Here is a 21475-nt window from a genome sequence, read left to right on the forward strand (position 1 = left end):
GTCAACCGTAGGTCACCCGTAGATGCGATCGGCGTAACTCGGGCCGTAGTACTCGTCGAGCGTCTCGAGCGATTCGTCGGGTCGTTCGAGCGCCTGCGCGATGACCGCCCGCCGCGGCGCAGCCTCGGGCCGCCACGCGTCGGGCTGCCAGGCCTTCGAACGCAGGAACGCCTTGGAGCAGTGGAAGAAGACCTGCTCGATGTCGACCACGGTCGCGAGCACCGGTCGGTTGCCGCGCACGATCATGTCGTCGAGGAACGGCGCGTCGCGCACGATCGTCGCCCGCCCGTTGATGCGCAGCGTGTCGCCGCGACCGGGGATCGCGAAGAGCAGCCCGACGCGCGGGTTCCGCAGCACGTTGTGGAACCCGTCTGCGCGGCGGTTGCCGGGACGCTCGGGGATCGCGATCGTGCGGTCGTCGAGCACGAGCGCGAACCCCGCCGGGTCGCCCTTCGGCGAGACGTCGAGCCGCCCCTCGTCGTCGCTCGTCGCGACGAACGCGAGCGGGGCGGCCGCGAGCCACGCGCGGTCGATCGCGTGCAGGTGCGTGCGCTCCTTGCCCACGACCGCCGGCAGCGGCGCGCCGACGATCTCCTCGAGCTCGTCGACGGTGGTCACGGGTATGCCGCGGGAACGATCGGTCATGCCCGCCACGCTACTCCGAGGGCGCGGCCGGCCCGAACGCGTGCGTCAGCACCCACGAGTGCATCGCGATCGCGGCGGCGGCGCTCGCGTTGAGCGAGCGGGTCGACCCGAACTGGGTGATCTCGACGATCGCGTCGGCGGCGGCGGTCGCCTCCGGCGAGAGCCCCGGGCCCTCCTGACCGAAGAGCAGCACGCACCGCTCGGGCCACGCGAACGCCTCGATCGGCACGGCGCCCTCGACGTTGTCGACCGCGATGACGGGCAGCGATTCGCCGCGCGCCCAGTCGGCGAATGCCGCGACATCCGGGTGGTAGTCGACGTGCTGGTAGCGGTCGGTGACCATGGCGCCGCGCTTGTTCCAGCGTCGGCGGCCGATGATGTGCACGGTGTCGGCGGCGAAGGCGTTGGCGCTGCGCACGATCGAGCCGATGTTCATGTCGTGCTGCCAGTTCTCGATCGCGACGTGGAACGGGTGCCGGTGCTCGTCGAGGTCGGCGACGATCGCGTCCATGCGCCAGTAGCGGTAACGGTCGATGACGTTGCGGGTGTCGCCCGCCGCGAGCAGTTCGCGGTCGTAGCGCGGGTCGTCGGGCCACTCGGCCTCACCGCCGGGCCACGGGCCGACGCCGTGCTGCGGCATCGTCGCCTCGGGTTCGGATGCCTCGTGCCGGTCGTCGTCCACACGCCAACGCTACCCGCGCCGGGTGCGCGCGGCGCGCGCACCCGGCGCGCACGGCTCGTGACCGCGGGGTTTTCGGTACGCCGAAATATTGCTATGTTTTAGGCATGCCGAAAACGCTCGACGACGAGACCGAGCCCACGACCACCGTCCGCCCCGAGCGCCCCCATCGGGGCGGGCGGCGCCGGGCCGAGGCATCCCTGCCGCGCGTCGCCTGGCTCATCGGGCCCGCCCTCGTCGCGGGCGTCGCCTACCTCGACCCCGGCAACGTCGCGAGCAACATGACCGCCGGCGCCCAGTACGGCTACCTGCTCGTCTGGGTCGTCGTGCTCGGCAACGTGATGGCCTGGCTCATCCAGTACCTGTCGGCGAAGCTCGGCATCGTCACCGGCCGCAGCCTGCCCGAGGTGCTCGGCGGACGCATCCGCAACCGGTGGGGGCGGCGCGCGTACTGGCTGCAGGCCGAGCTCGTCGCCATGGCGACCGACCTGGCCGAGGTGATCGGCGGCGCCGTCGCCCTCAACCTGCTGTTCGGGGTGCCGCTCGTCTGGGGCGGACTCATCACGGGGGCCGTCTCGATCGTGCTGCTGGTGCTGCAGTCCAAGCGAGGGCCGCGCACCTTCGAGTTCGTGATCATGGGGCTGCTCGCGATCATCACGATCGGGTTCACGGTGGGCGTCTTCATCGCCCCGCCCGACCCCGCCGGCCTCCTCGCGGGGCTCGTGCCGCGCTTCGCCGACGCGAACTCGGTGCTGCTCGCCGCCTCGATCCTGGGCGCGACGATCATGCCGCACGCGATCTACGCGCACTCGGCGCTCTCGCGCGATCGCTTCGCGACGCGCGGCGAGCAGGCGGGCGGTCGGCGGACGACCTCCGACTCCCCCGCGCTCCTGCCCGGCACCGCGACCGACGTCCCGACCGATGTCCTCGTGCGCGCCACCCGGTGGGACGTCTCGATCGCGATGGCCATCGCCGGCACCGTGAACCTCTGCATCCTGCTGCTCGCCGCCGTGAACCTCGCGGGCGTCGAGGGCACCGACAGCCTCGAGGGCGCGTACGCCGCACTCGGCGCGGCGCTCGGCCCCGTCATCGCGACGCTCTTCGCCGTCGGCCTGCTCGCCTCGGGCCTCGCGTCGACGTCGGTCGGCGCGTACGCGGGCGCCGAGATCATGCACGGACTGCTGCACGTGCGGGTACCGCTGCTCGCCCGCCGGCTCGTGACCCTCATCCCGGCGCTCGTGATCCTCTGGCTGGGGTTCGACCCGACGCTCTCGCTCGTGCTGAGCCAGGTCGTGCTGTCGTTCGGCATCCCCTTCGCGCTCATCCCGCTCGTCTCGCTGACCGCGAAGTCCGGCGTCCTCGGCCGGTGGCGCAACCACTGGGCCACGACCGCGGCGGGCATCGCCGCCTCGGTCTTCCTCATCACGCTCAACGGGGTGCTGCTCTGGCTCGTGTTCACGGGCGCGTGACGGAGCGGGGCGATGCTCCGGGCGCGCGCGGGCGGGCCGCCCGGCGCACCTCGCAGAACTGATGCAGAACTTTCCGTGACGGCAACACTCGAAAGTCTTTCGTCCGCGCGCGACGTCATACGGCCCGCCGGCACCCGGGCGGTCGCCTACGCTGCTGGGACCCACGGATGGAGGACATCATGCCCGGCTGGCGTCTGCGCGAGTTCCACAACGACGATCTCGACGGCATCCTGCACCTCTGGGAGGCGCAGCGGCAGTCGTCGCACGAGCCGGTCTACGACCTCAGCGAGGTGATCGCCTCGTGCCAGATGGACCACGCGATCGTCGCGGTGCACGCCGACCAGGTGATCGGCGCCGCCGTCGGCCGTGCCGCGCACGACCAGGGCTGGGTCGTGTTCTTCGCGATCGCCGACGACTGGCGGCACCAGGGCATCGGCTCGGCGATGCTCGCGGCCCTCGAGAAGCGCATGGCGCCGCACGGCCTCACGAAGCTCTCGGCGCTCATCCCCGAGAACGAGAGCCGGGTCGACGCCTTCGCCAACCAGGGCTTCGAGCTCAAGCACCAGCTGCGCTACTTCGAGCGCCGCATCCCCGTGCAGCGGCAGGAGCTGAGCTCGCTCGCCGAGCTCGGCGGCCGACTGCTGCCCCGCACGCTCTGGGAGTCGGTGGCGGGCATGCGCCGTGAGAAGGAGATCCTCGAGCAGCGCCTCGTGCTGCCGCTCGCCGAGCCCGACCTCGCCGACCGCTACGGCGTGGTGCCGCCGCGCGCGGTCGTGCTGTTCGGCCCGCCAGGCACTGGCAAGACGACGTTCGCGAAGGCGATCGCCTCACGGCTCGAGTGGTCGTTCGTCGAGGTGTTCCCGTCGCGGCTCGCCGCCGAGCCCGGCGGCCTCGCCGGGGCGCTGCGCGACACGTTCACGAAGATCGCCGAGCTCGAGCACGCGGTCGTGTTCATCGACGAGGTCGAGGAGATCGCAGCACAGCGATCGGGCGAGCCGCCGTCGCCGCTGCAGGGCGTCACGAACGAGCTGCTCAAGATCATCCCGGCGTTCCGCGAGCAGCCCGGGCGGCTCCTCGTGTGCGCGACGAACTTCATCCGCGCGCTCGACAGCGCGTTCCTCCGGCACGGACGATTCGACTACGTGATCCCGATCGGCCTGCCCGACGAGGCGGCGAGGCAGGCGATCTGGCAGCGGTACGTGCCCGAGCAGGTGGCCGCCGCCGTCGACGTCGCCCTGCTCGTCGAACGCTCCGCGGGGTTCTCGCCCGCCGACATCGAGTTCGCCGCCCGCAGCGCGTCGCAGCGGGCGTTCGAGGCCGCGGTGCGCAACGGCACGACGGGTGACGACCGGGATGCCTCGGCGCACGGCGCCGCACCGCGCCCCGCCGGTCCGAGCACCGCCGACTACCTCGACGCGATCGCCGGCACCCGCACCACGGTGTCGGCCGAGACCGCCGGCGCGTTCCTCGAGGACATCGAACGGCTCGCGCGGGTCTGACGGGCCTCGCGGCTAGGCTGGGCGCGATGCCCGCCAGCAAGAACCCCGCGATCGAGGACTACCTCAAGACGGTGTACGCCCACACCGAGTGGCAGCCCGACCCCATCACGCCCTCGCAGCTCGCGGCGAAGCTCGGCGTCGCCCCGTCGAGCGTCACCGAGATGGTGAAGAAGATGGCGGCGCAGGGCCTCGTCGCCCACGTGCCGTACGGGCCGCTGCGGCTCACCGACGCGGGCCGCGAGCGCGCCCTCTCGGTGGTGCGGCGGCACCGGCTCATTGAGACCTGGCTCGTGCGCGAGATGGGCTACGCGTGGGACGAGGTGCACGACGAGGCCGAGGTGCTCGAGCACGCGCTGAGCGACCGGCTGCTCGAGCAGATCGACCTGCGGCTCGGCCGCCCATCGCGCGACCCGCACGGCGATGCGATCCCCGCTGCCGACGGTGCGATCGCGACCGAGCCCTTCCTGCGGCTCGACGGAGCGCCCGCCGGCCACACCGGTCGCGTGCTGCGCATCAGCGACCGCGACCCCGAGGTGCTGCGCGCCCTCGCCGCCGCGGGCATCGCCCCCGGGGTGGCCATCGAGGTCGGGAACGCCGATGCCTCCGGCGAGCGCGTGCTCGTCGAGCTCGTGGCGATCGACGACGGTGCGGCGGCCGCGGCATCCCCCGTCGAACTGACGGCCGGCGCGGCCGCTGAGATCTGGGTCACCGGCTGACCCGGCCCCGACCGACGGCCCCTCCCGTCCGTGGGCTTCCCACAAACGCGTATGGGAATGACCGCCCGGCTGTTAGCATCCGGCGGTGCGCATTCTCCGCCGGACACTGGTCGTCCTCCTCGTCATCGTGCTCGTACTCGTGGCGGGGGCCGTCGCCGTCTACTGGTGGCAGCGCCCGATGCTGCGCACCGGCACCGGCTACGCCGCGCACAACGCCTGCGCCGTGACCGAGGTGGCCGGGCGCGACGACCCGGCGAGCGACCTGCCGCCGAACCCGCTCGTGCCGTACCTCTCGGTCGACGTCGACCGTGACGAGGCCGTCACGACGGGCTCGCTCCTCGGCCTGCTCGCCGCCCAGAAGGCGTGGTTCGCGCCCGGCTTCGGCTGCACCCTCGCGGGCGACGCCCCCGACTTCGGCGAGGCGACCGCCGTGACGAGCGACGGCAACCCCTTCGCGGATGCCTCGGCGCCGTCGCCGTCGCCGGAGCTCGACGCCGCCCTCGCCGCGGCGTTCGGCGACGACCTGCCCGCCGCAGACGCCGAGGCGCTCGGCACCCGCGCGGTCGTCGTCGCCAAGGGCGGCGAACTCGTCGCCGAGCGCTACGCCGACGGGTTCGACGCTGAGACCCCGCAGCTCGGCTGGTCGATGTCGAAGAGCGCGACCGACCTCATGACCGGCATGCTCGTGCAGCAGGGCGAGGTCGCGCTCGACGACGACGGCCTGCGCCCCGAATGGACCGACGGGCGCGCCGACATCACGATCGAGCAGCTGCTGCGCATGACGAGCGGCCTCGAGTGGGACGAGACGTACGACCTCGGCACCCCGATCACGCAGATGCTCTACAACGAGGAGGACATGGGCGGCTATGTCGCGAGCCTCCCCCTCGAGCACGAGCCCGGCACGTTCCAGGAGTACTCGAGCGGCTCGACGACGCTGCTCTGCTCGGTGCTCGCCGAGCGCACCGGCCTCGGCGCCGACCTGCCCCGACAGACCCTGCTCGGCGCGCTCGGCCTCGAGTCGGCGACCTTCGAACCCGACGCAGCCGGCACGCCGGTCTGCTCGTCGTACCTCTGGGCGACCCCGCGCGACTGGGCCGCGATCGGCCAGTTCGCCCTGCAGAACGGCGAGTGGAACGGCGAGCAGCTGCTGCCCACCGACTGGATGGCACGCTCGCTTGAGGTGACGCCGGTCGACGAGACCGACGACCCCGGCTACGGCATGGGGTGGCGCGTGAACACCCTCGCCGACGGCAGCCTGCGCTGGCCCAGCCTGCCGGCCGACACGTACTACGCGTCGGGCCACGACGGGCAGAAGGTCATCGTAGTGCCCTCGGAGGACCTCGTCGTCGTGCGCATGGGCTTCACGCCGGCGGCCGACGACGAGCCGAGCGAGGTGCAGCTCGTCGAAGACGTGGTCGCGGCGCTCGCCTCGCCCGAGGGCGAGTAGCGACGGCCACGAGGCATCCCGCCCGTCACACGCTCGTCATCGGCCCGTGACCCGCGCGGCCTAGGCTTGGGCGCATGGGACGACGCGACGAAGTCGAGTGCTGGCTGACCGACATGGACGGCGTGCTCGTGCACGAGAACCACGCCCTGCCGGGCGCCGCCGAGCTGCTGCAGCAGTGGGAGGACGCCGGCACCCCGTACCTCGTGCTCACGAACAATTCGATCTTCACGGCCCGCGACCTGTCGGCGCGGCTGCGGGCGTCGGGCCTCAACGTGCCCGAGCAGCGCATCTGGACCTCGGCGCTCGCGACCGCCGACTTCCTCAAGCAGCAGTTGCCCGGCGGCTCGGCGTTCGTCATCGGCGAGGCGGGCATCCTCACGGCGCTGCACGAAGCCGGCTACATCATGACCGAGACGGCCCCCGACTTCGTCGTCGTCGGCGAGACCCGCAACTACTCGTTCGAGGCGATCACGAAGGCGATCCGGCTCATCAACGACGGCGCACGGTTCATCGTCACCAACCCCGACGCGACCGGCCCGAGCGCCGACGGCCCGCTGCCCGCGACCGGCGCGATCGCCGCGCTCATCACGAAGGCGACCGGCAAGGAGCCCTACGTCGTCGGCAAGCCGAACCCGATGATGTTCCGCTCGGCGCTCAACAAGATCGGCGCCCACTCCGAGAACACGGCGATGATCGGCGACCGCATGGACACCGACATCGTCGCGGGCATCGAGGCAGGCCTGCACACGGTGCTCGTGCTCACGGGCATCAGCGACCGGGCCGAGATCGAGAAGTACCCGTTCCGCCCCGACGAGGTGCTGAAGGGCGTCTTCGAGCTCGTCGGCGACCCGGCCGAGACCGAACTCTGATCCCGCAGGCGCCGCACGCGAGCCGCATCTCTGAAAGGGTTGGCACCATGATCGAACTCACCGACATCGACCTCGACGAGGACGGCGAGCTCAGCGCCGTCGTCTCGCTGCCGGGTGACCGGCAGGTCGCCGTGCTCTTCGCACTCGACGACGACGAGCAGCTCGAGGCCCCTGAGATGCTCGCCATCGCCCAGCGCGCGCTCGCCCCGCTCACGGCTGAGGAGCTCGACCGCCTCGACGACGAGATCGTGCACGAACTCGTCGACTCGGACTTCGAGGGCGCTGAACGCGCGCCCGAGGCGGCCGACTACGCCGCGCTCGACGAGGAGCTCGACCTGCAGGGTGCCATCGTGTCGAGCGACGCCACGCTCGTGCTCGTCTACGAGGCGCCGACGCAGTACGCGGGCCTCGTCATCTACGCCGAGCTCGACGAGTCGCTCCTCATCGAGGTGCTGAGCGTGGCCGAGCCCGACCTCGACGATGAAGACGACGAGCCCGACGCCGACGACGACGACGACGCCGACACCGACGAAGAGGTCGAGCAGGGCGACTGACGCCGACCCGGCGCACCCGAGGCCGCCCAGTGTGGCCGTTCCCACCCGTCGTTGCCCGGTCTGCGGCAACACTCGGTGCGAACGGCAGCACTCGGCGATCGAGTGAGCCCCGCCGCACGGCTCACGCCGCGAGCGGCGCCTCCTCGGGGTCGGCGTCGAGCCGCGCGCGCACCTCGGGGTCGAGGTCGAGCTCGGCGGCGCCGAGCACCTCCTCGAGCTGGGCGACGCTCGACGGCCCCGCGACGGGGATGACCGGCACCTCGCGACCGAGCAGCCACGCGAGCGCGACCTGGTTCGGCGTCGCACCGACCTCGCGCGCGACCTCGTGCAGCAACTCGATGCGCGCGTACGTCGTCGGGTGGTTCACACCGCCCCAGAGCGGCTTGTCGCGACGCGTGTACGCGCCCTGGTGCAGCGGCGAGTAGGCGGTGACGGCGAGCGGCGCGCGGCCGTCGACCCCGGTGGATGCCGCATACGAGAGCAGCTCTGGCGTCACGAAGTTCTGCCGGCCGAGCTTCGGGACGGGGTAGATGTAGCTGTACTGCTGCTGCACGAGGCCGTACGGCGAGACACCCTGGCGGATCGCCTCCTCGCGCGCCTCGACGATGCGCCACAGCGCCACGTTCGAGATGCCCGAGACGCCCACGAGCCCCTCGTCCTGCAGTGCGCCGAAGGCGCCGACGGTCTCGGCGAGCGGCGTCTCGAGGTCGTCGACGTGGCCGTAGACGGCGTCGATGCGGTCGACGCCTAGGTGCTTGGCGCTCTCGCGAACCTCCCAGTCGACGATGTCGGCGCCGAGCCCCTGGAAGTTCGTCGGCGGCACGTTCGAGAGCGGCAGTGCCGGGTCCTTCTTCGCCGCGCCGACCTTCGTCGCGATGCGCACCCGGTCGCGCACGCCGCGGCTCTCGAGCCAGCGGCCGATCAGGTCTTCGCTGTCGCGGCCGTACCCGCCGTCCCAGAAGCTGTAGTTGTTCGCCGTGTCGATGAACGTGCCGCCGGCCTCGACGAAGCGGTCGAGGATCGCGAACGAGGTGGCCTCGTCGATCTTCGTGCCCATCTGCATGGTGCCGAGGCAGATCGTCGAGACGTCGAAGCTCGTGCGGCCGTTGCCGATCGTGCGGTATCGCATGGGGTTCTCCTCCATCGGTGGGGTTGACGGTTTCGAGCGTACGAACCGATCGGCTCGGGCATACACTCCAATCAGTACTCGTTCGACCAGACCAATCGAGAGACCGGATGCCTCGCCCCACTGCCGCCCGCACACCGGCCCTCGCGTGGGAGACCATGCTCGACCTCGGCCCGGGCCCCGCTCCCCTGCGCGACCGGCTCGAACGCGCGATCCGCGAGGCGGTCGCGAGCGGGCGGGCCCCCGCGGGCGCCGCGCTGCCGCCGAGCCGCGCCCTCGCCGAGACGCTCGGCGTCTCGCGCTGGGTGGTGACCGAGGCCTACGGGCAGCTCGTCGCCGAGGGGTTCCTCGAGGCGACGGTCGGCTCGGGCACGCGCGTCCCGGCGCGCGCCGCGACATCCCCACTGGTCGAACCCGCTGCGGCCATCCGTGCTCGGGTCGTGGCGAGCGACGAAGGAGCACGCGTCTCGAGACCTGATGACGAGGCCTCGACACCGGCCTTCGTCACGACTCGACCACCGGCCGCAGCCGGGGCGACGAGACGACCGTCGGGGTTGCGCGGCGAGTACCGGCGCCCGCGGTTCGACCTGGGGCCCGGCGTGCCCGACCTCAGGCACGTGCCGCGCACGCGGTGGGCGGCTGCCGTGCGGCGCGCGCTCGAGGTGCTGCCCGACGCCGAGCTCACGGTCGTCGACCGGCTCGGCCATCCCTCGGCACGCACCGCCGTCGCCGCGTACCTCGAACGGTCGCGCCACGCGGTCGCCGCGCCCGACGACGTCGTCATCACGCACAGCGCGACCGACGGCATGACGGCGGTCGTCGCGGGCCTCAAGGCCGCCGGGCACTCGGCGATCGTCGTCGAGGACCCGAGCTGGTCGAAGCTGCGCGAGGTCGCCGCGGCCGCCGGCCTCACCCCGGTGCCCGTGCCGGTCGACGGCGACGGCATCGACGTCGAGGCGCTCGAGCGGGCGGCCCGGCGCACGGGCGCCCGCGCCGCGCTCATCACGCCCGCGCACCAGTTCCCGATGGGTGCCGCCCTCTCGCCCTCACGGCGCGACGCGATCGTGCGCTGGGCGCGGAGCGTCGACGGCGTGCTCATCGAGGACGACTACGACGCCGAGTTCCGCTACGACCGCCGACCGATCGCCGCGCTCCAGGGGCTCGCCCCCGACCGGGTCGTGCTCGTCGGATCGCTCTCGAAGTCGATGGCGCAGGTGTTCGGGCTCGGCTGGGCGCTCATGCCGCCCGCGCTCCGCGATCGGGTGCGGCTGGCCGAGCGCCCCCGCCCGTCGACGCTCGAACAGGCGGCGCTCGCCCAGTTCATCGAAGGGGGCGACCTCGAGCGGCACCTGCGCGCCGCGCGCGGGCGGTTCCGGCGGCGGCGCGCCGCCCTGCTCACCGCCCTCGGGCGCGAGCTCCCCGAACTCGCGGTGTCGGGCATCGCCGCGGGCATGCACGCCGTGCTCGCGCTGCCGGCGGGCGTTCGTGCGAGCGACGTCTCGGCGGCGGCGGCACGCGCCGAGCTCGCGGTCGCCGACCTCACCCGCTACCGTGCGTCGAGCGCGCACTCGATGCCGGAGGCGCTCGTCGTCGGCTACGGCAACCTCTCCGACGCGGTCGTCGACGAGGCGGTCGCGCGCCTCGCGCGAGTCATCCGTTCGTTCGCCTGAGCCGCCGCACGCTCGCCGACGCGTCGCGTCGCGTCTCGTCTCGTCTCGTCGCGTCGCCGAGCGTGACCGTTGCCACCCGTCGTTGCCCGTTCAGCGGCAACATCCGGTGCGAACGGCCACACTCGGCGATCGAGTGGGCCCGGCCGCACGGCATCAGGGCTCGAGGTCGAGCTCGTGCCCCTCGTCCCACGGCTCGGCCCAGCCGAGCCGGTCGAGCATCTTGTCGAGCACGAGCGCGGTGAATCCCCAGACGAGGTGCTGCCGCCCGGCGACCGTCGGCAGGAAGGCGGGCCCGCGCCACTCCTGCCCGTCGCGGCGCAGCACCGTGGTGTAGCGGTTCGCCGGGTCGACGAGGTCGGCGACCGGGGTTCGGAAGACCGCCGACGACTCGGCGACGTCGACGACGCCGACCGGCGACGGCGACCGCCACCAGCCGAGCACCGGGGTCACCATGTGGCCCGAGTAGGGAACCGACAACGGCGTCAGCGTGCCGAGCACGTCGACGCCCGCGGTGTCGAGCCCCGTCTCTTCCCGAGCCTCGCGCAGCGCCGCGTCGACCACGTCGCGGTCGCCCGGATCGACGCGCCCGCCGGGGAACGCGACCTGGCCGGCGTGCGAGCGCAGGGTCTCGGCCCGGGCGAGCAGCAGGACGTCGAGGTCGCGCGAGACCGCGCGATCGTGCGCGGTATGCTCGCTCGGCAGTTCGTCGAGCACGCCGAACAGGATGAGCACGGCGGCGTCGCGGTACTCGATCTCGCCGAACTCGGCGCCGTCGCGCCAGTCGTCGAGGAACGTCGCGTCGCCGACGAGCGCGGCCAGCTCGTCGCGAGCGGCTCCAGTTGCGGTCACCCTCCCGAGGCTACCCCGCCCCGCCGACGCCGCGCCCGTCAGCCGAGACGAGCGAGGGATGCCTCGACGAGACCCCAGAAGCGGTCGACGTCGAGCTCGACCGCGACGAACGCGTTCGGCTCGCGACGGAGCATCCCGTCGAAGTCGACGCTCGTCGCGCCGAGCGTCTCCGTGCCCTGCAGCTCGACGTCGAGGCGGGTGCGCCGCAGGGCGACGCAATCGGGGTCGGCGAGCACCGCGACGGCGACCGGGTCGTGCAGCGGCCCGTCGGGCATGCCGAACACCTCGTCGTTCGTCCGGCAGAAGAAGTCGAGCAGTTCCCCCGCGAACGACGCGGTGCGGTTGCCCGCGCCGGCCAGCCGCTCGCGCACGGCGGGGGTGACGAGCGCGCGATGCGTCACGTTGAGCCCGACCATCGTGAACCGCACGCCGCTGCGCACCACGAGGTCGAGCGCCTCGGGATCGACGAGCGCGTTGAACTCCGCGTACGGGGTCGCGTTGCCGCGCTCGGTGGAGCCGCCCATCCAGACGACCTCGCGGATGCGGTCGGCGACCTCGGGCCGGTCGCGCAGCAGCACGGCGACGTTCGTGATCGGACCCGTCGCGACGATCGCGACGGGCTCGTCTGCGGCGAGCAGGGTGTCGGCCATGAGCTCGGTCGCGGTGCGCTCGTCGAGCGGCACGGTCGGCTCGGGCAGCACCGGGCCGCCGAGCCCGTTCTCGCCGTGGATCCACTCGGCGGTCTGCAGCACCCGGGCGATCGGCCCCGCAGCGCCGGCGGCGACCGGCACGCCGTCGATACCCGCGACCGTGAGCGCGACGCGCGCGTTCCGGCTCGTGTGCTCGAGGGGCACGTTGCCGCCGACGGTCGTCACGGCGCGCAGGTCGAGGGCCGGATGCCCCGCCGCGAGCCAGAGCGCGAAGACGTCGTCGTGCCCGGGGTCGCAGTCGACGATGACGGGCAGGCTCATGCGGCACCGCCCGGGTCGCCGAGGCCCGCGGCGGCGAGCACCTCGGCGCGCGGGGCGTACGAGTCGACCGTGCCGCGCCGCTGCACCGCGAGCGCGCCCGCCGCCACGGCGATGCGCACGGCCTCGGGCATCGGACGTCCCTCCGCGAGGAAGGCGCTCAGCGTGCCGGTGAAGCAGTCGCCGGCACCGGTCGTGTCGACGGCCTCGACGGCGGGCGCGGCCAGGGCCCAGCTGCCGGCGCGCGTCGCGGCGACGGCGCCGGCGGCACCGAGCGTGATGACGACCGACCGGGCGACCCGGCCGACCGCCGCGGCCGCGAGGTCGCGCCAGTCGTCGAGGGACGGCGGCTCCGGGACATCCGGCCGGATGCCCACGGCACGCGCCTCGTGCTCGTTCACGACGAGCGGATCGCACACGGCGAGCGTCGCTGCCGTGGTCGGCACGGGCGGCGCGAGGTTGAGCACGAAGCGCACGCCGAGCGCGTCGCAGATCGCCGCGAGGTGCTCGATCGTCGCGACCGGCAGCTCGCCCTGCGTGAGCACGAGGCCCGCGCCCGCGATGCGCTCGCGTGCGGAGTCGACGACGTCGGGGCCCAGCTCGTGGTTCGCGCCGGCGGCGACGATCACGGTGTTCTCGCCCGAGTCGGCAACGGTGATCTGGGCGATGCCGGTCGGCAACCCGGCGGTGCGCTCGACGCCGCGGGTCGGCAGGCCGAAGCCGTCGAGCACGGTCAGGGCGAGTCCGCCGTTCGCGTCGTCGCCGATGCGGGCGACGAGCTCGACGTCGGCGCCGGCGAGGTGCGCAGCGACGGCCTGGTTCGATCCCTTGCCGCCGAGCGCCGTCTGGAACGCGTGTGCGGCGATCGTCTCGCCGGGCTCGGGGAATCGTTCGACGTACGTCGTCGCGTCGACGTTGAGCGAGCCCACGACGAGCACGCGCGAACCTCCCTCGGCCATGTCGACCTCGCCCCGGCTCAGGCGGCCGGGCCGGGGCCGGCGATGCTGGCGGTCAGCTTCTCGCCGCTCGAGCGGCTCGCGAAGCAGTAGTAGTACCGTGCACCCGCGTCCCACTGCGCGGCGTCGGCCGGGTACGCGCCCTGAACCTGCAGGTCGGTCATGCCCGACACGGCCGCGACGTCGATGACGCCGTCGGCGGTGCACAACAGGTTCATCTGCGACGCGAGCTCGGTCTCACCGGGATACGCGGCGGCCGCGTCGCCCGGCAGCGTGCCGCGGTAGACGAGCTGCGCCGCGTGCGGCGTCGCGCAGTCGACCACGGTGAACTCCTGCTGCCAGGCGTCGGTGTACGGCTCGAGGCACTCGCCGCCGAAGAGCGTGTCCCACGCGTGCACCCCCGCGGGCTGCGCCGCGGTCGGCTCGGGCGTGGGCGTCTCGCTCGTCTCGGCGGTCGGCGTGCCGGATGCCGCAGCCCCGCCGCCCTTCGACATCTGCGTGCCGAGCCAGAAGAGGCCGGCGATCACGAGGAGGGCGACGAGGGCGCCGGCGATCCAGACCAGGGGGCGGATGCCTCGCTTTCCGTCTCCACCGGTGGGGTCGGAGGAGCCCGATCCGCCGCGGCCCCCACCGCCGCCCGAGGGGGAGCCCGCACCGCCCGTGCCGGAGCCGCCCGCACCGGGGCCGGAGGCGCCGCGGATCGGTCCGCCGCCGCCCGTCGCACCGCCCGCACCGGCGCTGCCGCCGGCGAACGCGAACAGGCCGGCGCCCGCAGTCGAGCCGGTGGACGGCGCAGACGCGGCGCCGACCGGAACAGTCGGCATGAGCGCCGTCGCCGCAGGCTGGGCGGCGGCCGGCGCGAACGCACCCACCATCGGCTGCGGCGCGGTCGCGGGCGAGAATCCGAAGAGCACCTGGATTCCGTCGGTCACGGGCTTGACGGCGCCGTGCGGCGCCTCCGCGGACGACGGGTCGACGGGCGTCGCGGCGAAGGGATCATCGTCGAAGGCGACGGCGCCGAAGTGCGACGCGGCGTCGGCGGCGGTCGAGGTCGGGTCGAACTCGTCGGGTTCGGGCTCGCCGCGACCGGCAGGGTCGCCCCAGCCGGCGGGTTCGTCCCACGCGGGCACGTCGGCCGGCTCGAGGTCGCCCGGCTCGAGGTCGCCCGGCTCGTCGAGGGCGGCGAAGGCCACGGGAGCCGCGAGGCCGGCGAGGCTCGCGGAGGAGGGGTCGAAGCCGACCGACGACTCCACGTCGCCCGCGCCACGGTCGTCCCAGCCGGGCGATGGGGCGTCGAACGGCGATGCCGCCGGAACGCCCGCCGCCGCGCCGGCGACCGCCGGCGTCGAGACCTGGGCTCCCGTCGCCGCGGCGTCGTTCGCGGCTGCGAGGATCGCCGAGACCGATCCCGTCGCCTCGGCACGCGGGTCCTCCGCCGACGGATCGGGCGTGAGGTTCCAGAAGTATCCGGTCTCGGCGAGCTCGCGTGCGATCGGCGAGTCGACCTCGTCCTCGTCATCCGCCTCATCGGTACGGCGCCGGCCGAAGAGACGCAGGCGGCCACGGGGCTCGTCGCCATCCGTGTCGTCGTCTGCGAGGTCGGCACCGTCGGCGTCGTCGCCGAACGACAGTCCGAGCTCGCCGAGCCTACCCGACGGACCGGGCGAAGCCGGCGCGGCCGGTGCGGGCGCGCCGAACGGCGTCGCGACCGCGGCCGAGCTCGCCGCAGCCTCGGCTGCCGCCGCCGCGGCCGCGGCGAAGGCCGCGGTGCCGACGATCGGGATGGCGCCGGCGGGCGGGTCGACCTCGGTCCGGGGCGTCGAGGCTCCGCCGAGCGCGGCGAGCAGGTCGTCGACGGGCTCGGCCGCAGGCGTCGGTGCCGGCCGCCGCGGCTCGGCGGCGAACGCCGGGAAGGGCTGTCGCGTGGGCGGCACCGGCGCGAAGGGGGCATCGAGGATCGAGGCGGCGACGGTCGGGGTGTCTGCGGTCGACGCGTCGTCGGCCGGTTCGGGCCGCACGCCCGGTGCGGCCGGTGCGATCGCCGGGAACATCGCGGTCCGCGTGTCGGCCGAGGCGTCGCGGACGTACGGCTGCTCGAGCTGCTCGGCGAACGCGTCGAAGCGGCTCCTCGCCGGAGGGGCCGCCTGCTCCGCCGCGGTCGCGTCGGGCATCGGTGCGGACGTCTCGGGTGCAGGCGCAGGCGCAGCCGCGAACAGCTCGGGTGCGGGAGCCGGCGCAGGCGTCTCGGCCACGGGGACGAACGACGCGGGTGCGGACGCGGATGCGGATGCGGATGCGGATGCGGCCGGTTGATTCCCGTCGGGATCGTTGAGCGCCGCCCAGAGTTCGGCGTCGTAGCTCGCGGCGGCCCGCGGCGCGGGTTGCTCGCCCCACCCTGCGGGCGCCTCGGGCGGTGCCGTCGGGTGCTGCACCGGGATGCCGCCGACCGGGGTGAACGAGCTGCGGGCGACCGGGGGCGCGGAGTAGCCGGCGAACGGGTCGTCCGCCTCGGCGGTCGGCACCGGCCCCGGCTCGGGGAGCTCGGTCGGCTGCGCTGGAGCGCCGGCCTCGGGGGCGGAAGTCTCGCCGGGCCGGGATGCCGCGACGGTCGCGGACTCCTGGGACAGGCGCTGGAACGCCTCACGGAGCTCCGCCTCGGAACGCGCCTCCTGCTCACCCCAGGTCAGGGCGAACGGTGCGGTCGGGGTGACCGGACCGGGCGGCACCGGCGGGCGCTGCGGTTCGACCGGTGCTGACGCCGGACCGGGCGCGACCGGCGCAGCGACACCCCACGCGGTCTCGGCCACCGGCGCGTCCCAGGCGGGCGCAGCGGGCGGGGCCGGCTGCGCTGGGGGGGTGTTCCACGCGGTGGGTGCGACGGAACCGGTGGTGGGCACCGTCGGGTCGACTGCAGCAGCCGGCACGGCAGGCACATCCCAGGCGGGCGCGGCCGGCACGGCAGGCACATCCCAGGCGGGCGCGGTCGGCGCGGCAGGCGCATCCCATGCGGGCGCGGTCGGCGCGGCAGGCGCGTCCCACGCGGGCGCGGCAGGCGCATCCCACGCGGGCGCAGCCGGCGCGGCTGAGGCGGCGGGGTCCACCGGGAGCGCAGGCGCGTCCCACGCCGGCGCGACCGGCGCGACAGGCGGGGTCGCCGGGGCGCTCCCGACCGGCGGTTCGACCTCGGTCAGATGGACGGTGGGCGTCGGCGGGGCGACCGAGAACGGCGGCGTCCACGTCGGCGGCGCCGAAGCGGCGGCAGGCGAGGGGGCGAGGCCCTGGGGTGCGGCCTCGGCGGGCGACCCGACGACGGGCAGCGCTCGGGTCGCGGTGTCGGACGCCGGCGGCTCGGCGAGCGAGAACCAGTCGAGCACCTCGTCGTGTCGCGAGGGCACGGTCGGCGTCGGCGGTGCGACCTGTGCGGCGGGGGTGGTGGGCGGCGTCGGAGCTGCCGACGCGTGCGGCACCCGACCGACGGGCGAAGGCGGCGGTGCGAACGCCGAACGCGCGCCCGACGTCACCTGCGGCGCGCCGTGCACCGGCGGTGCGGCCTGCGGCATGGGCGCCGTCGGCGTCGCGGGCGCATCGGCTGCCCCGCCCGCGAGCTGCGCGAGCAGCCAGTCGGCGCCGTCGTCGAAACCCTGCCGCTCGTTCATCAGGCCAGGCCCAGGTCTTCCAGGCCGATCGCGTACAGGTAGGGCACGCCCTCGGCCTCGATGACCTCGCGGGCGCCCGTGGCACGGTCGACGACGACGGCGACGGCGACGACCTCGGCGCCGACCTTGCGCAGCGCCTCGATGGCCTTGAGCGGCGAGCCGCCGGTGGTCGACGTGTCCTCGAGCACGATCACGCGCTTGCCGGCGAGCTCGGGGCCCTCGACCTGCTTGCCGCGGCCGTGGTCCTTCGGCTCCTTGCGCACGACGAACGCGTCGTACGCGAGTCCGCGCGCGGCACCCTGGTGCAGGATCGCCGACGCGATCGGGTCGGCGCCCATCGTCATGCCGCCCACGGCGGCCACGTCGGGGATGTCGGCGATCAGGTCGAGCATGACCTGCCCGATGAGCGGGGCGACGCGGTGGTCGAGGCTCACCTTGCGCAGGTCGACGTAGTACGTCGCCTTCTTGCCGCTCGTGAGCGTGAAGTCGCCGTGGAACACGGCATCGGCCGAGATGTGCTCGATGAGCTTGCGGCGGGTGTCGGAGTCGTGCGTGGTCACCCGCAATACTTTACGGCCCGCCTGCCTGAGAGGAAGGGGTGGAATCGGACGACCCCTCCGAACGCTCCCGGCCCGAGGCATCCGCTGACGGCCCCTCGCCATGGCGGCGCGAACGCCGCCCGCCCCACAGCGAGCGCGGCGTGCCCGGCACGAGTCGCGCCCAGAACGGCGGTTCCCGCTCCTCGGCGAGCGCAGCGGGCACGTCGATGTGGAACTCGGCGAGCTCCTCCGCCCCGTGATGCACGACCCGGTACAGGGCGGTGCCGATGAGCACGCCGAGCGCGATCGACATGATCGCGGTGAGCGCATCGGCGAAGTCCTCGAGGCCATGCGCGGTGCCGACCGCCTCGGTGAGGCCGACGAGTCCGGCCGCTCCGGGCACGAGCAGCCAGAACGCTGGCAGGAACGTCAGCTGCGACGGCGCGCCGTTGCGCAGTGACGCGATCCAGAGCACGACGGGCGTCATCGCCACCGCCCCGATGAAGCCGCTGACGGTCGAACCGATCAACGCGGTGCCGACCGCCTGCCCCGCGTAGGCGACCACGAGCACGAGCAGCACCCAGCCGAAGGTGCGGCGCGGCGCCGAGAAGTGCAGGTAGTTGCCCACCGCGAACAGCAGGACACCCAGGATCGCGGTCCACCACGGGAACGGGGCGGATGCCTCGAGCGGCGAGTAGCTCGTGCTCGCCACGCCGACCACGGTGCCGGCGGCCAGGATGCCGAACGCGAGCAGCGCGAGCTGCACCATGCCGAAGACGAGACGCGAGGCTCCCGAGAGCATCTGCCCGACCGCGAGCTCCGCGACCGCCGTCGTCAGCACGCCGCCCGGCAGGAACGTCGCGAGCGGCGCGATGAGCAGCCGGATCGGATCGCCGATCTCGACGTACGGCGCGATCAGGAACACGACCAGCGCGCACGCGAAAGCGGCGAAGACCGGGAACACGAGCTGCAGGGTCGGCGAGCGCACGAGTTTCGCCAGACCGACGAACGCCCCGAGGCCGAACGCGATGATCGCGCCCTGCCAGGTCGGCGCCAGCAGCAGCGCCAGGCCGGTCACGAGGACGGCATGCCCGAACGTGCGCACGAGCCAGCCGTGCGCCGGCTTCATCGCACCGATCTCGTTGAGGCGGTGGATGCCGTCGAGCGGATCGATCTCGGCCCGCTCCGCCTCGCCCACGAGCCGGTACAGCTCGGCGATCTGGTCGAGCCGGAACGAGGCGTTGACGGCCGAGCGGAGCGCGACGTGGCCCTCCTCGCCGTGACCCGTCTGCACGATGATCACCGTCGGCATGACGACGACGTCGGTGTCGTCGCGACCGTAAGCGCGAGCGACGCGCACGAGCGCCTCGTGGATGTGGTCGACCGAATCGGCGGCCGCGTTCATCCCCTCCGCGAGTCCGAGCAGGAAGGTGCGGAGGATGGTGCGGTCTGCGGCCTCGACCATCGGATGCCTCCCCGGCGCCTCAGACCACGACGAACGAGAGCAGCACGCCGATGATCATCGCCGATACGACGTAGACGAGGTTCGGCAGCTGGAACGAGTGGTCGAACACGAACTTGCCGAGCTTCGTTGTGCCCGTCTGGTCGAAGGCCGCCGTTGCGACCTGCGACCCGTTCGCGGGCAGCGTGTACATGCCCATCGCGGAGGGCCAGAGGCCGACGATGAGCGAGGCCGGCAGCCCGATCGCGAGGCCGATCGGCACGATCGCGTTCGTCGCGCTCGACTGGCTCGTCGTGAGCATCGCGACGAGGAACAGCGCGAGCGCGAACAGGAGCGCTCCGACGAACGCCGTCGACCCTGCGACGAGCGAGCCGAGCCCCTCGACGATGAGGTCGTTGTTGTACGCGACGAAGGTGTTCGCGAGCCACGCGATGCCGAAGAGCGCGAACGCGCCGACCATTCCCGCCGGGAAGGTCGACTGCTTCGGCACATCGGCCGACTTGACCTTGCAGAAGACGAAGATGAGCGCGGCGATGACGCCCATCGTGACCTCGATGATGACCGTCACCGAGACGCGCACCGGGTCGCCGTTGTCGTCGGTGCCGATGATCGGGCGGAGCCCCTCGAAGAGGCCCATGAGCACGATGAACCCGACGCCGGCGAGGAAGATCGACGCCGAGAGCACGGCGGTCTTCGGCAGCTTGCGCTCGGTGGTGTCCTCGGCCGGGGGCTTGATGAGGTGTTCGGCGAGGCGCCGCTGGTATTCGGGGTCGTCCTCGAGGTTCTTGCCGTGCCGCACCATGACGAGCGACGCGAGGAAGAGCCCGACGATCGACGCGGGCCACATGATCAGCAGCACCTGGCCCAGGTCGACGCCGCTCGGCGCGAGGAGCACGACGAGCGACGCGGTCGCCGCCGAGACGGGGCTGCAGAGGATGCCGACCTGCGAGGCCACGGCCGAGACCGACAGCGCCCGCTCGGGGCGGATCTTCTGGTCGTAGGAGACGTCGTAGATGACCGGCAGCAGCGGGTAGAAGATGTTGCCCGTGCCCGCCCCGACGGTGAAGAGGAACGACATCGCGGGCGCGAGGAAGACGACGCTCTTCGGCCTCGACTTGATCGCCTTCGCCGCGACCGACACCATCCAGTCGATGCCGCCCGCGGCCTGCATGACCGAGGCCGCGGTGATGACCGTGAGCACGATGAACACCGCGTCGACCGGCGCGTTGCCCGGTGGCGTCTGGAACCCGAAGACGAGCACCGCGACGCCGACGAGACCCCAGACGCCGAGTCCGATCCCGCTCGTGCGGGTGCCCATGAAGATCGCGAGGACGACGACGAGCAGCTGGGCGACGAGGATCCAGACGTTGTCGTTCACGCGCTCGGCCCCTTCGTGATCGGCCCGGTGGGCGCCAGCACCCGCACCGGGAGCGGAGTCTCGACGATCTCGCCGTCGACCGCCTCGACCCTGAGGGCGAGCGGCGGGTCGACGGGGCTGATCGCGGTCACGAACTCCTGGTTCTCGAAGTGCAGCGACTGCAGGTTGCCGACCGCGTAGCCGGTGGCGAGCTCACCGCTCTTGAGCGCCGCATGGAAGAGCGGCTGCCGCTGGTCCTCCGCGTCGTAGTGCGGGCAGAAGCTGCCGTGCAGGAACCCGAGCCCCTCGGGCAGCACCTGCAGGGTCGGACCGTAGCTGTCGGTCGTGCCGCCCTCGAACCAGCAGATGCCGCCGGCCGAGCCACCCGTGAAGACGACGTTCGAGGCCGGATCCTGCCACATCTCGCGCATGATGTCGTCGAGGCCCTGGCGCTTCCACACGTCGAGCATGTTCGCCGTGTTGCCGCCGCCCACGTGGATGACGTCGAAGCCCCTCACGAATCCCGCGAGGTCGTCGAGATCGCGGTGGAAGAGCGTCAGGTGGTGCGGGGCGCACCGGTCGGAGTCGTAGGTCTTGTAGAAGCTCAGCGTGTACGCCTGCTCGTCACCCGTCGCGGTGCCGACGAACAGCACCCGCGGGCGCTCCTTGCCGGTGAGCCCCAGGATGTAGTCGTGCGTCGGATCGTTGCGCCGCTCCATCATGGCCTTGCCGGCCCCGGTCGCCACCACATGCGCCATCGCGTCCCCCCTCGTGCGCCAGCCCTGCGGTCACGCTATCGGGCGGCGGCGAGCGGTGTCGAGAGGCGCGGCGGGAGCGTCCGTCGAAGCAGAAGGGCCGCCCCGCGGGGTGTCCCTCCCCCGCGCGGCGGCCCTGCTGTCGGGCCGCACTCGCTTCACAGGGGGTGTCCCTCCCCCGCGCGGCGGCCCTGCTGTCGGGCCGCACTCGCTTCACAGGGGGTGTCCCTCCCCCGCGCGGCGGCCCTGCTGTCGGGCC

Annotated in this window: 18 protein-coding genes; 7 read left to right on the plus strand and 11 right to left on the minus strand. The window is 73.2% G+C overall.

What is annotated here, in order from left to right; all coding sequences use genetic code 11:
* Positions 1 to 12: 12 nt before the first annotated feature.
* Both ACFWGP_RS08830 and ACFWGP_RS08835 read right to left on the minus strand, forming a co-directional pair.
* Positions 13 to 645 carry an MSMEG_1061 family FMN-dependent PPOX-type flavoprotein gene (locus ACFWGP_RS08830; protein ID WP_376930686.1) on the minus strand — a complete coding sequence of 211 codons (633 nt, stop codon included), beginning with the start codon at positions 643 to 645 and terminating at the stop codon, positions 13 to 15.
* A gap of 10 nt (positions 646 to 655) precedes the next feature.
* Positions 656 to 1285, minus strand: coding sequence for a TrmH family RNA methyltransferase (locus ACFWGP_RS08835; RefSeq protein ID WP_231432240.1), 630 nt, complete (start codon positions 1283 to 1285; stop codon positions 656 to 658).
* Positions 1286 to 1431: 146 nt separating this feature from the next.
* On the opposite strand from ACFWGP_RS08835, the gene ACFWGP_RS08840 reads away from it, so the two are divergent.
* From ACFWGP_RS08840 to ACFWGP_RS08865, 6 genes are all read left to right on the plus strand, one after another.
* Positions 1432 to 2793 (plus strand): Nramp family divalent metal transporter, encoded by a 1362-nt coding sequence (locus ACFWGP_RS08840; protein WP_376930687.1) that lies wholly within the window; start codon positions 1432 to 1434, stop codon positions 2791 to 2793.
* A 179-nt stretch (positions 2794 to 2972) separates the two neighbouring features.
* Complete coding sequence (locus tag ACFWGP_RS08845; RefSeq protein ID WP_376930688.1) at positions 2973 to 4292, plus strand: ATP-binding protein; 1320 nt, start codon at positions 2973 to 2975, stop codon at positions 4290 to 4292.
* Between the two features lie 26 nt (positions 4293 to 4318).
* Positions 4319 to 5008 carry a metal-dependent transcriptional regulator gene (locus ACFWGP_RS08850; protein ID WP_376930689.1) on the plus strand — a complete coding sequence of 230 codons (690 nt, stop codon included), beginning with the start codon at positions 4319 to 4321 and terminating at the stop codon, positions 5006 to 5008.
* Between the two features lie 85 nt (positions 5009 to 5093).
* Positions 5094 to 6455 carry a serine hydrolase domain-containing protein gene (locus tag ACFWGP_RS08855; RefSeq protein ID WP_376930690.1) on the plus strand — a complete coding sequence of 454 codons (1362 nt, stop codon included), beginning with the start codon at positions 5094 to 5096 and terminating at the stop codon, positions 6453 to 6455.
* A 74-nt stretch (positions 6456 to 6529) separates the two neighbouring features.
* Entirely contained in the window at positions 6530 to 7324 is a 795-nt protein-coding gene (locus tag ACFWGP_RS08860; protein WP_231429614.1) for an HAD-IIA family hydrolase, read from the plus strand.
* A 47-nt stretch (positions 7325 to 7371) separates the two neighbouring features.
* On the plus strand, positions 7372 to 7878 hold the full coding sequence (locus tag ACFWGP_RS08865; RefSeq protein ID WP_376930691.1) for a hypothetical protein: 507 nt from the start codon (positions 7372 to 7374) through the stop codon (positions 7876 to 7878).
* Positions 7879 to 7999: 121 nt separating this feature from the next.
* On the opposite strand, the gene ACFWGP_RS08870 is transcribed toward ACFWGP_RS08865, so the two are convergent.
* Entirely contained in the window at positions 8000 to 9007 is a 1008-nt protein-coding gene (locus tag ACFWGP_RS08870) for an aldo/keto reductase (RefSeq protein WP_231429612.1), read from the minus strand.
* A gap of 107 nt (positions 9008 to 9114) precedes the next feature.
* Between ACFWGP_RS08870 and ACFWGP_RS08875 the strand changes: the two genes are divergently transcribed.
* Entirely contained in the window at positions 9115 to 10674 is a 1560-nt protein-coding gene (locus ACFWGP_RS08875; protein WP_376930692.1) for a PLP-dependent aminotransferase family protein, read from the plus strand.
* A 153-nt stretch (positions 10675 to 10827) separates the two neighbouring features.
* On the opposite strand, the gene ACFWGP_RS08880 is transcribed toward ACFWGP_RS08875, so the two are convergent.
* From ACFWGP_RS08880 to ACFWGP_RS08915, 8 genes are read right to left on the minus strand one after another with little or no spacing between them, the layout of a single operon-like run.
* Positions 10828 to 11523: a CoA pyrophosphatase gene (locus ACFWGP_RS08880; RefSeq protein WP_374201079.1), complete on the minus strand. Its 696-nt coding sequence runs from the start codon at positions 11521 to 11523 to the stop codon at positions 10828 to 10830.
* 38 nt (positions 11524 to 11561) lie between these two features.
* Entirely contained in the window at positions 11562 to 12494 is a 933-nt protein-coding gene (locus tag ACFWGP_RS08885) for a nucleoside hydrolase (protein WP_231429610.1), read from the minus strand.
* A complete protein-coding gene (locus tag ACFWGP_RS08890; RefSeq protein ID WP_376930693.1) occupies positions 12491 to 13450 on the minus strand; it encodes a ribokinase in 960 nt (319 codons plus the stop codon). The genes ACFWGP_RS08885 and ACFWGP_RS08890 overlap by 4 nt, the downstream gene beginning before the upstream one ends.
* A gap of 17 nt (positions 13451 to 13467) precedes the next feature.
* Entirely contained in the window at positions 13468 to 17103 is a 3636-nt protein-coding gene (locus ACFWGP_RS08895; RefSeq protein ID WP_376930694.1) for a hypothetical protein, read from the minus strand.
* Positions 17103 to 17663, minus strand: coding sequence for an orotate phosphoribosyltransferase (gene pyrE / locus ACFWGP_RS08900; protein ID WP_231429607.1), 561 nt, complete (start codon positions 17661 to 17663; stop codon positions 17103 to 17105). Before pyrE ends, ACFWGP_RS08895 begins: the two co-directional genes overlap by 1 nt.
* Positions 17664 to 17673: 10 nt before the next feature.
* Positions 17674 to 19107, minus strand: a complete 1434-nt coding sequence (locus tag ACFWGP_RS08905; protein ID WP_376930695.1) for a threonine/serine exporter ThrE family protein — start codon at positions 19105 to 19107, stop codon at positions 17674 to 17676.
* A 19-nt stretch (positions 19108 to 19126) separates the two neighbouring features.
* Entirely contained in the window at positions 19127 to 20482 is a 1356-nt protein-coding gene (locus tag ACFWGP_RS08910) for an anaerobic C4-dicarboxylate transporter family protein (RefSeq protein ID WP_376930696.1), read from the minus strand.
* Positions 20479 to 21219, minus strand: coding sequence for a Type 1 glutamine amidotransferase-like domain-containing protein (locus ACFWGP_RS08915; protein WP_376930697.1), 741 nt, complete (start codon positions 21217 to 21219; stop codon positions 20479 to 20481). The genes ACFWGP_RS08910 and ACFWGP_RS08915 overlap by 4 nt, the downstream gene beginning before the upstream one ends.
* Between the last annotated feature and the right edge of the window lie 256 nt (positions 21220 to 21475).

Origin of the sequence: Agromyces sp. NPDC127015 (assembly GCF_042725165.1) — a bacterium.
GTDB classification, from domain to species: domain Bacteria; phylum Actinomycetota; class Actinomycetes; order Actinomycetales; family Microbacteriaceae; genus Agromyces; species Agromyces chromiiresistens.

Coding starts and splice junctions, on each gene's coding strand:
- ACFWGP_RS08830 (WP_376930686.1), bottom strand. CDS start 645: ATGACCGATCGTTCCCGCGGCATACCCGTGACCACCGTCGACGAGCTC.
- ACFWGP_RS08845 (WP_376930688.1), top strand. CDS start 2,973: ATGCCCGGCTGGCGTCTGCGCGAGTTCCACAACGACGATCTCGACGGC.
- ACFWGP_RS08850 (WP_376930689.1), top strand. CDS start 4,319: ATGCCCGCCAGCAAGAACCCCGCGATCGAGGACTACCTCAAGACGGTG.
- ACFWGP_RS08865 (WP_376930691.1), top strand. CDS start 7,372: ATGATCGAACTCACCGACATCGACCTCGACGAGGACGGCGAGCTCAGC.
- ACFWGP_RS08905 (WP_376930695.1), bottom strand. CDS start 19,107: ATGGTCGAGGCCGCAGACCGCACCATCCTCCGCACCTTCCTGCTCGGA.
- ACFWGP_RS08915 (WP_376930697.1), bottom strand. CDS start 21,219: ATGGCGCATGTGGTGGCGACCGGGGCCGGCAAGGCCATGATGGAGCGG.
- ACFWGP_RS08885 (WP_231429610.1), bottom strand. CDS start 12,494: ATGAGCCTGCCCGTCATCGTCGACTGCGACCCCGGGCACGACGACGTC.
- ACFWGP_RS08835 (WP_231432240.1), bottom strand. CDS start 1,285: ATGCCGCAGCACGGCGTCGGCCCGTGGCCCGGCGGTGAGGCCGAGTGG.
- ACFWGP_RS08895 (WP_376930694.1), bottom strand. CDS start 17,103: ATGAACGAGCGGCAGGGTTTCGACGACGGCGCCGACTGGCTGCTCGCG.
- ACFWGP_RS08870 (WP_231429612.1), bottom strand. CDS start 9,007: ATGCGATACCGCACGATCGGCAACGGCCGCACGAGCTTCGACGTCTCG.
- ACFWGP_RS08840 (WP_376930687.1), top strand. CDS start 1,432: ATGCCGAAAACGCTCGACGACGAGACCGAGCCCACGACCACCGTCCGC.
- ACFWGP_RS08860 (WP_231429614.1), top strand. CDS start 6,530: ATGGGACGACGCGACGAAGTCGAGTGCTGGCTGACCGACATGGACGGC.
- ACFWGP_RS08890 (WP_376930693.1), bottom strand. CDS start 13,450: ATGGCCGAGGGAGGTTCGCGCGTGCTCGTCGTGGGCTCGCTCAACGTC.
- ACFWGP_RS08875 (WP_376930692.1), top strand. CDS start 9,115: ATGCCTCGCCCCACTGCCGCCCGCACACCGGCCCTCGCGTGGGAGACC.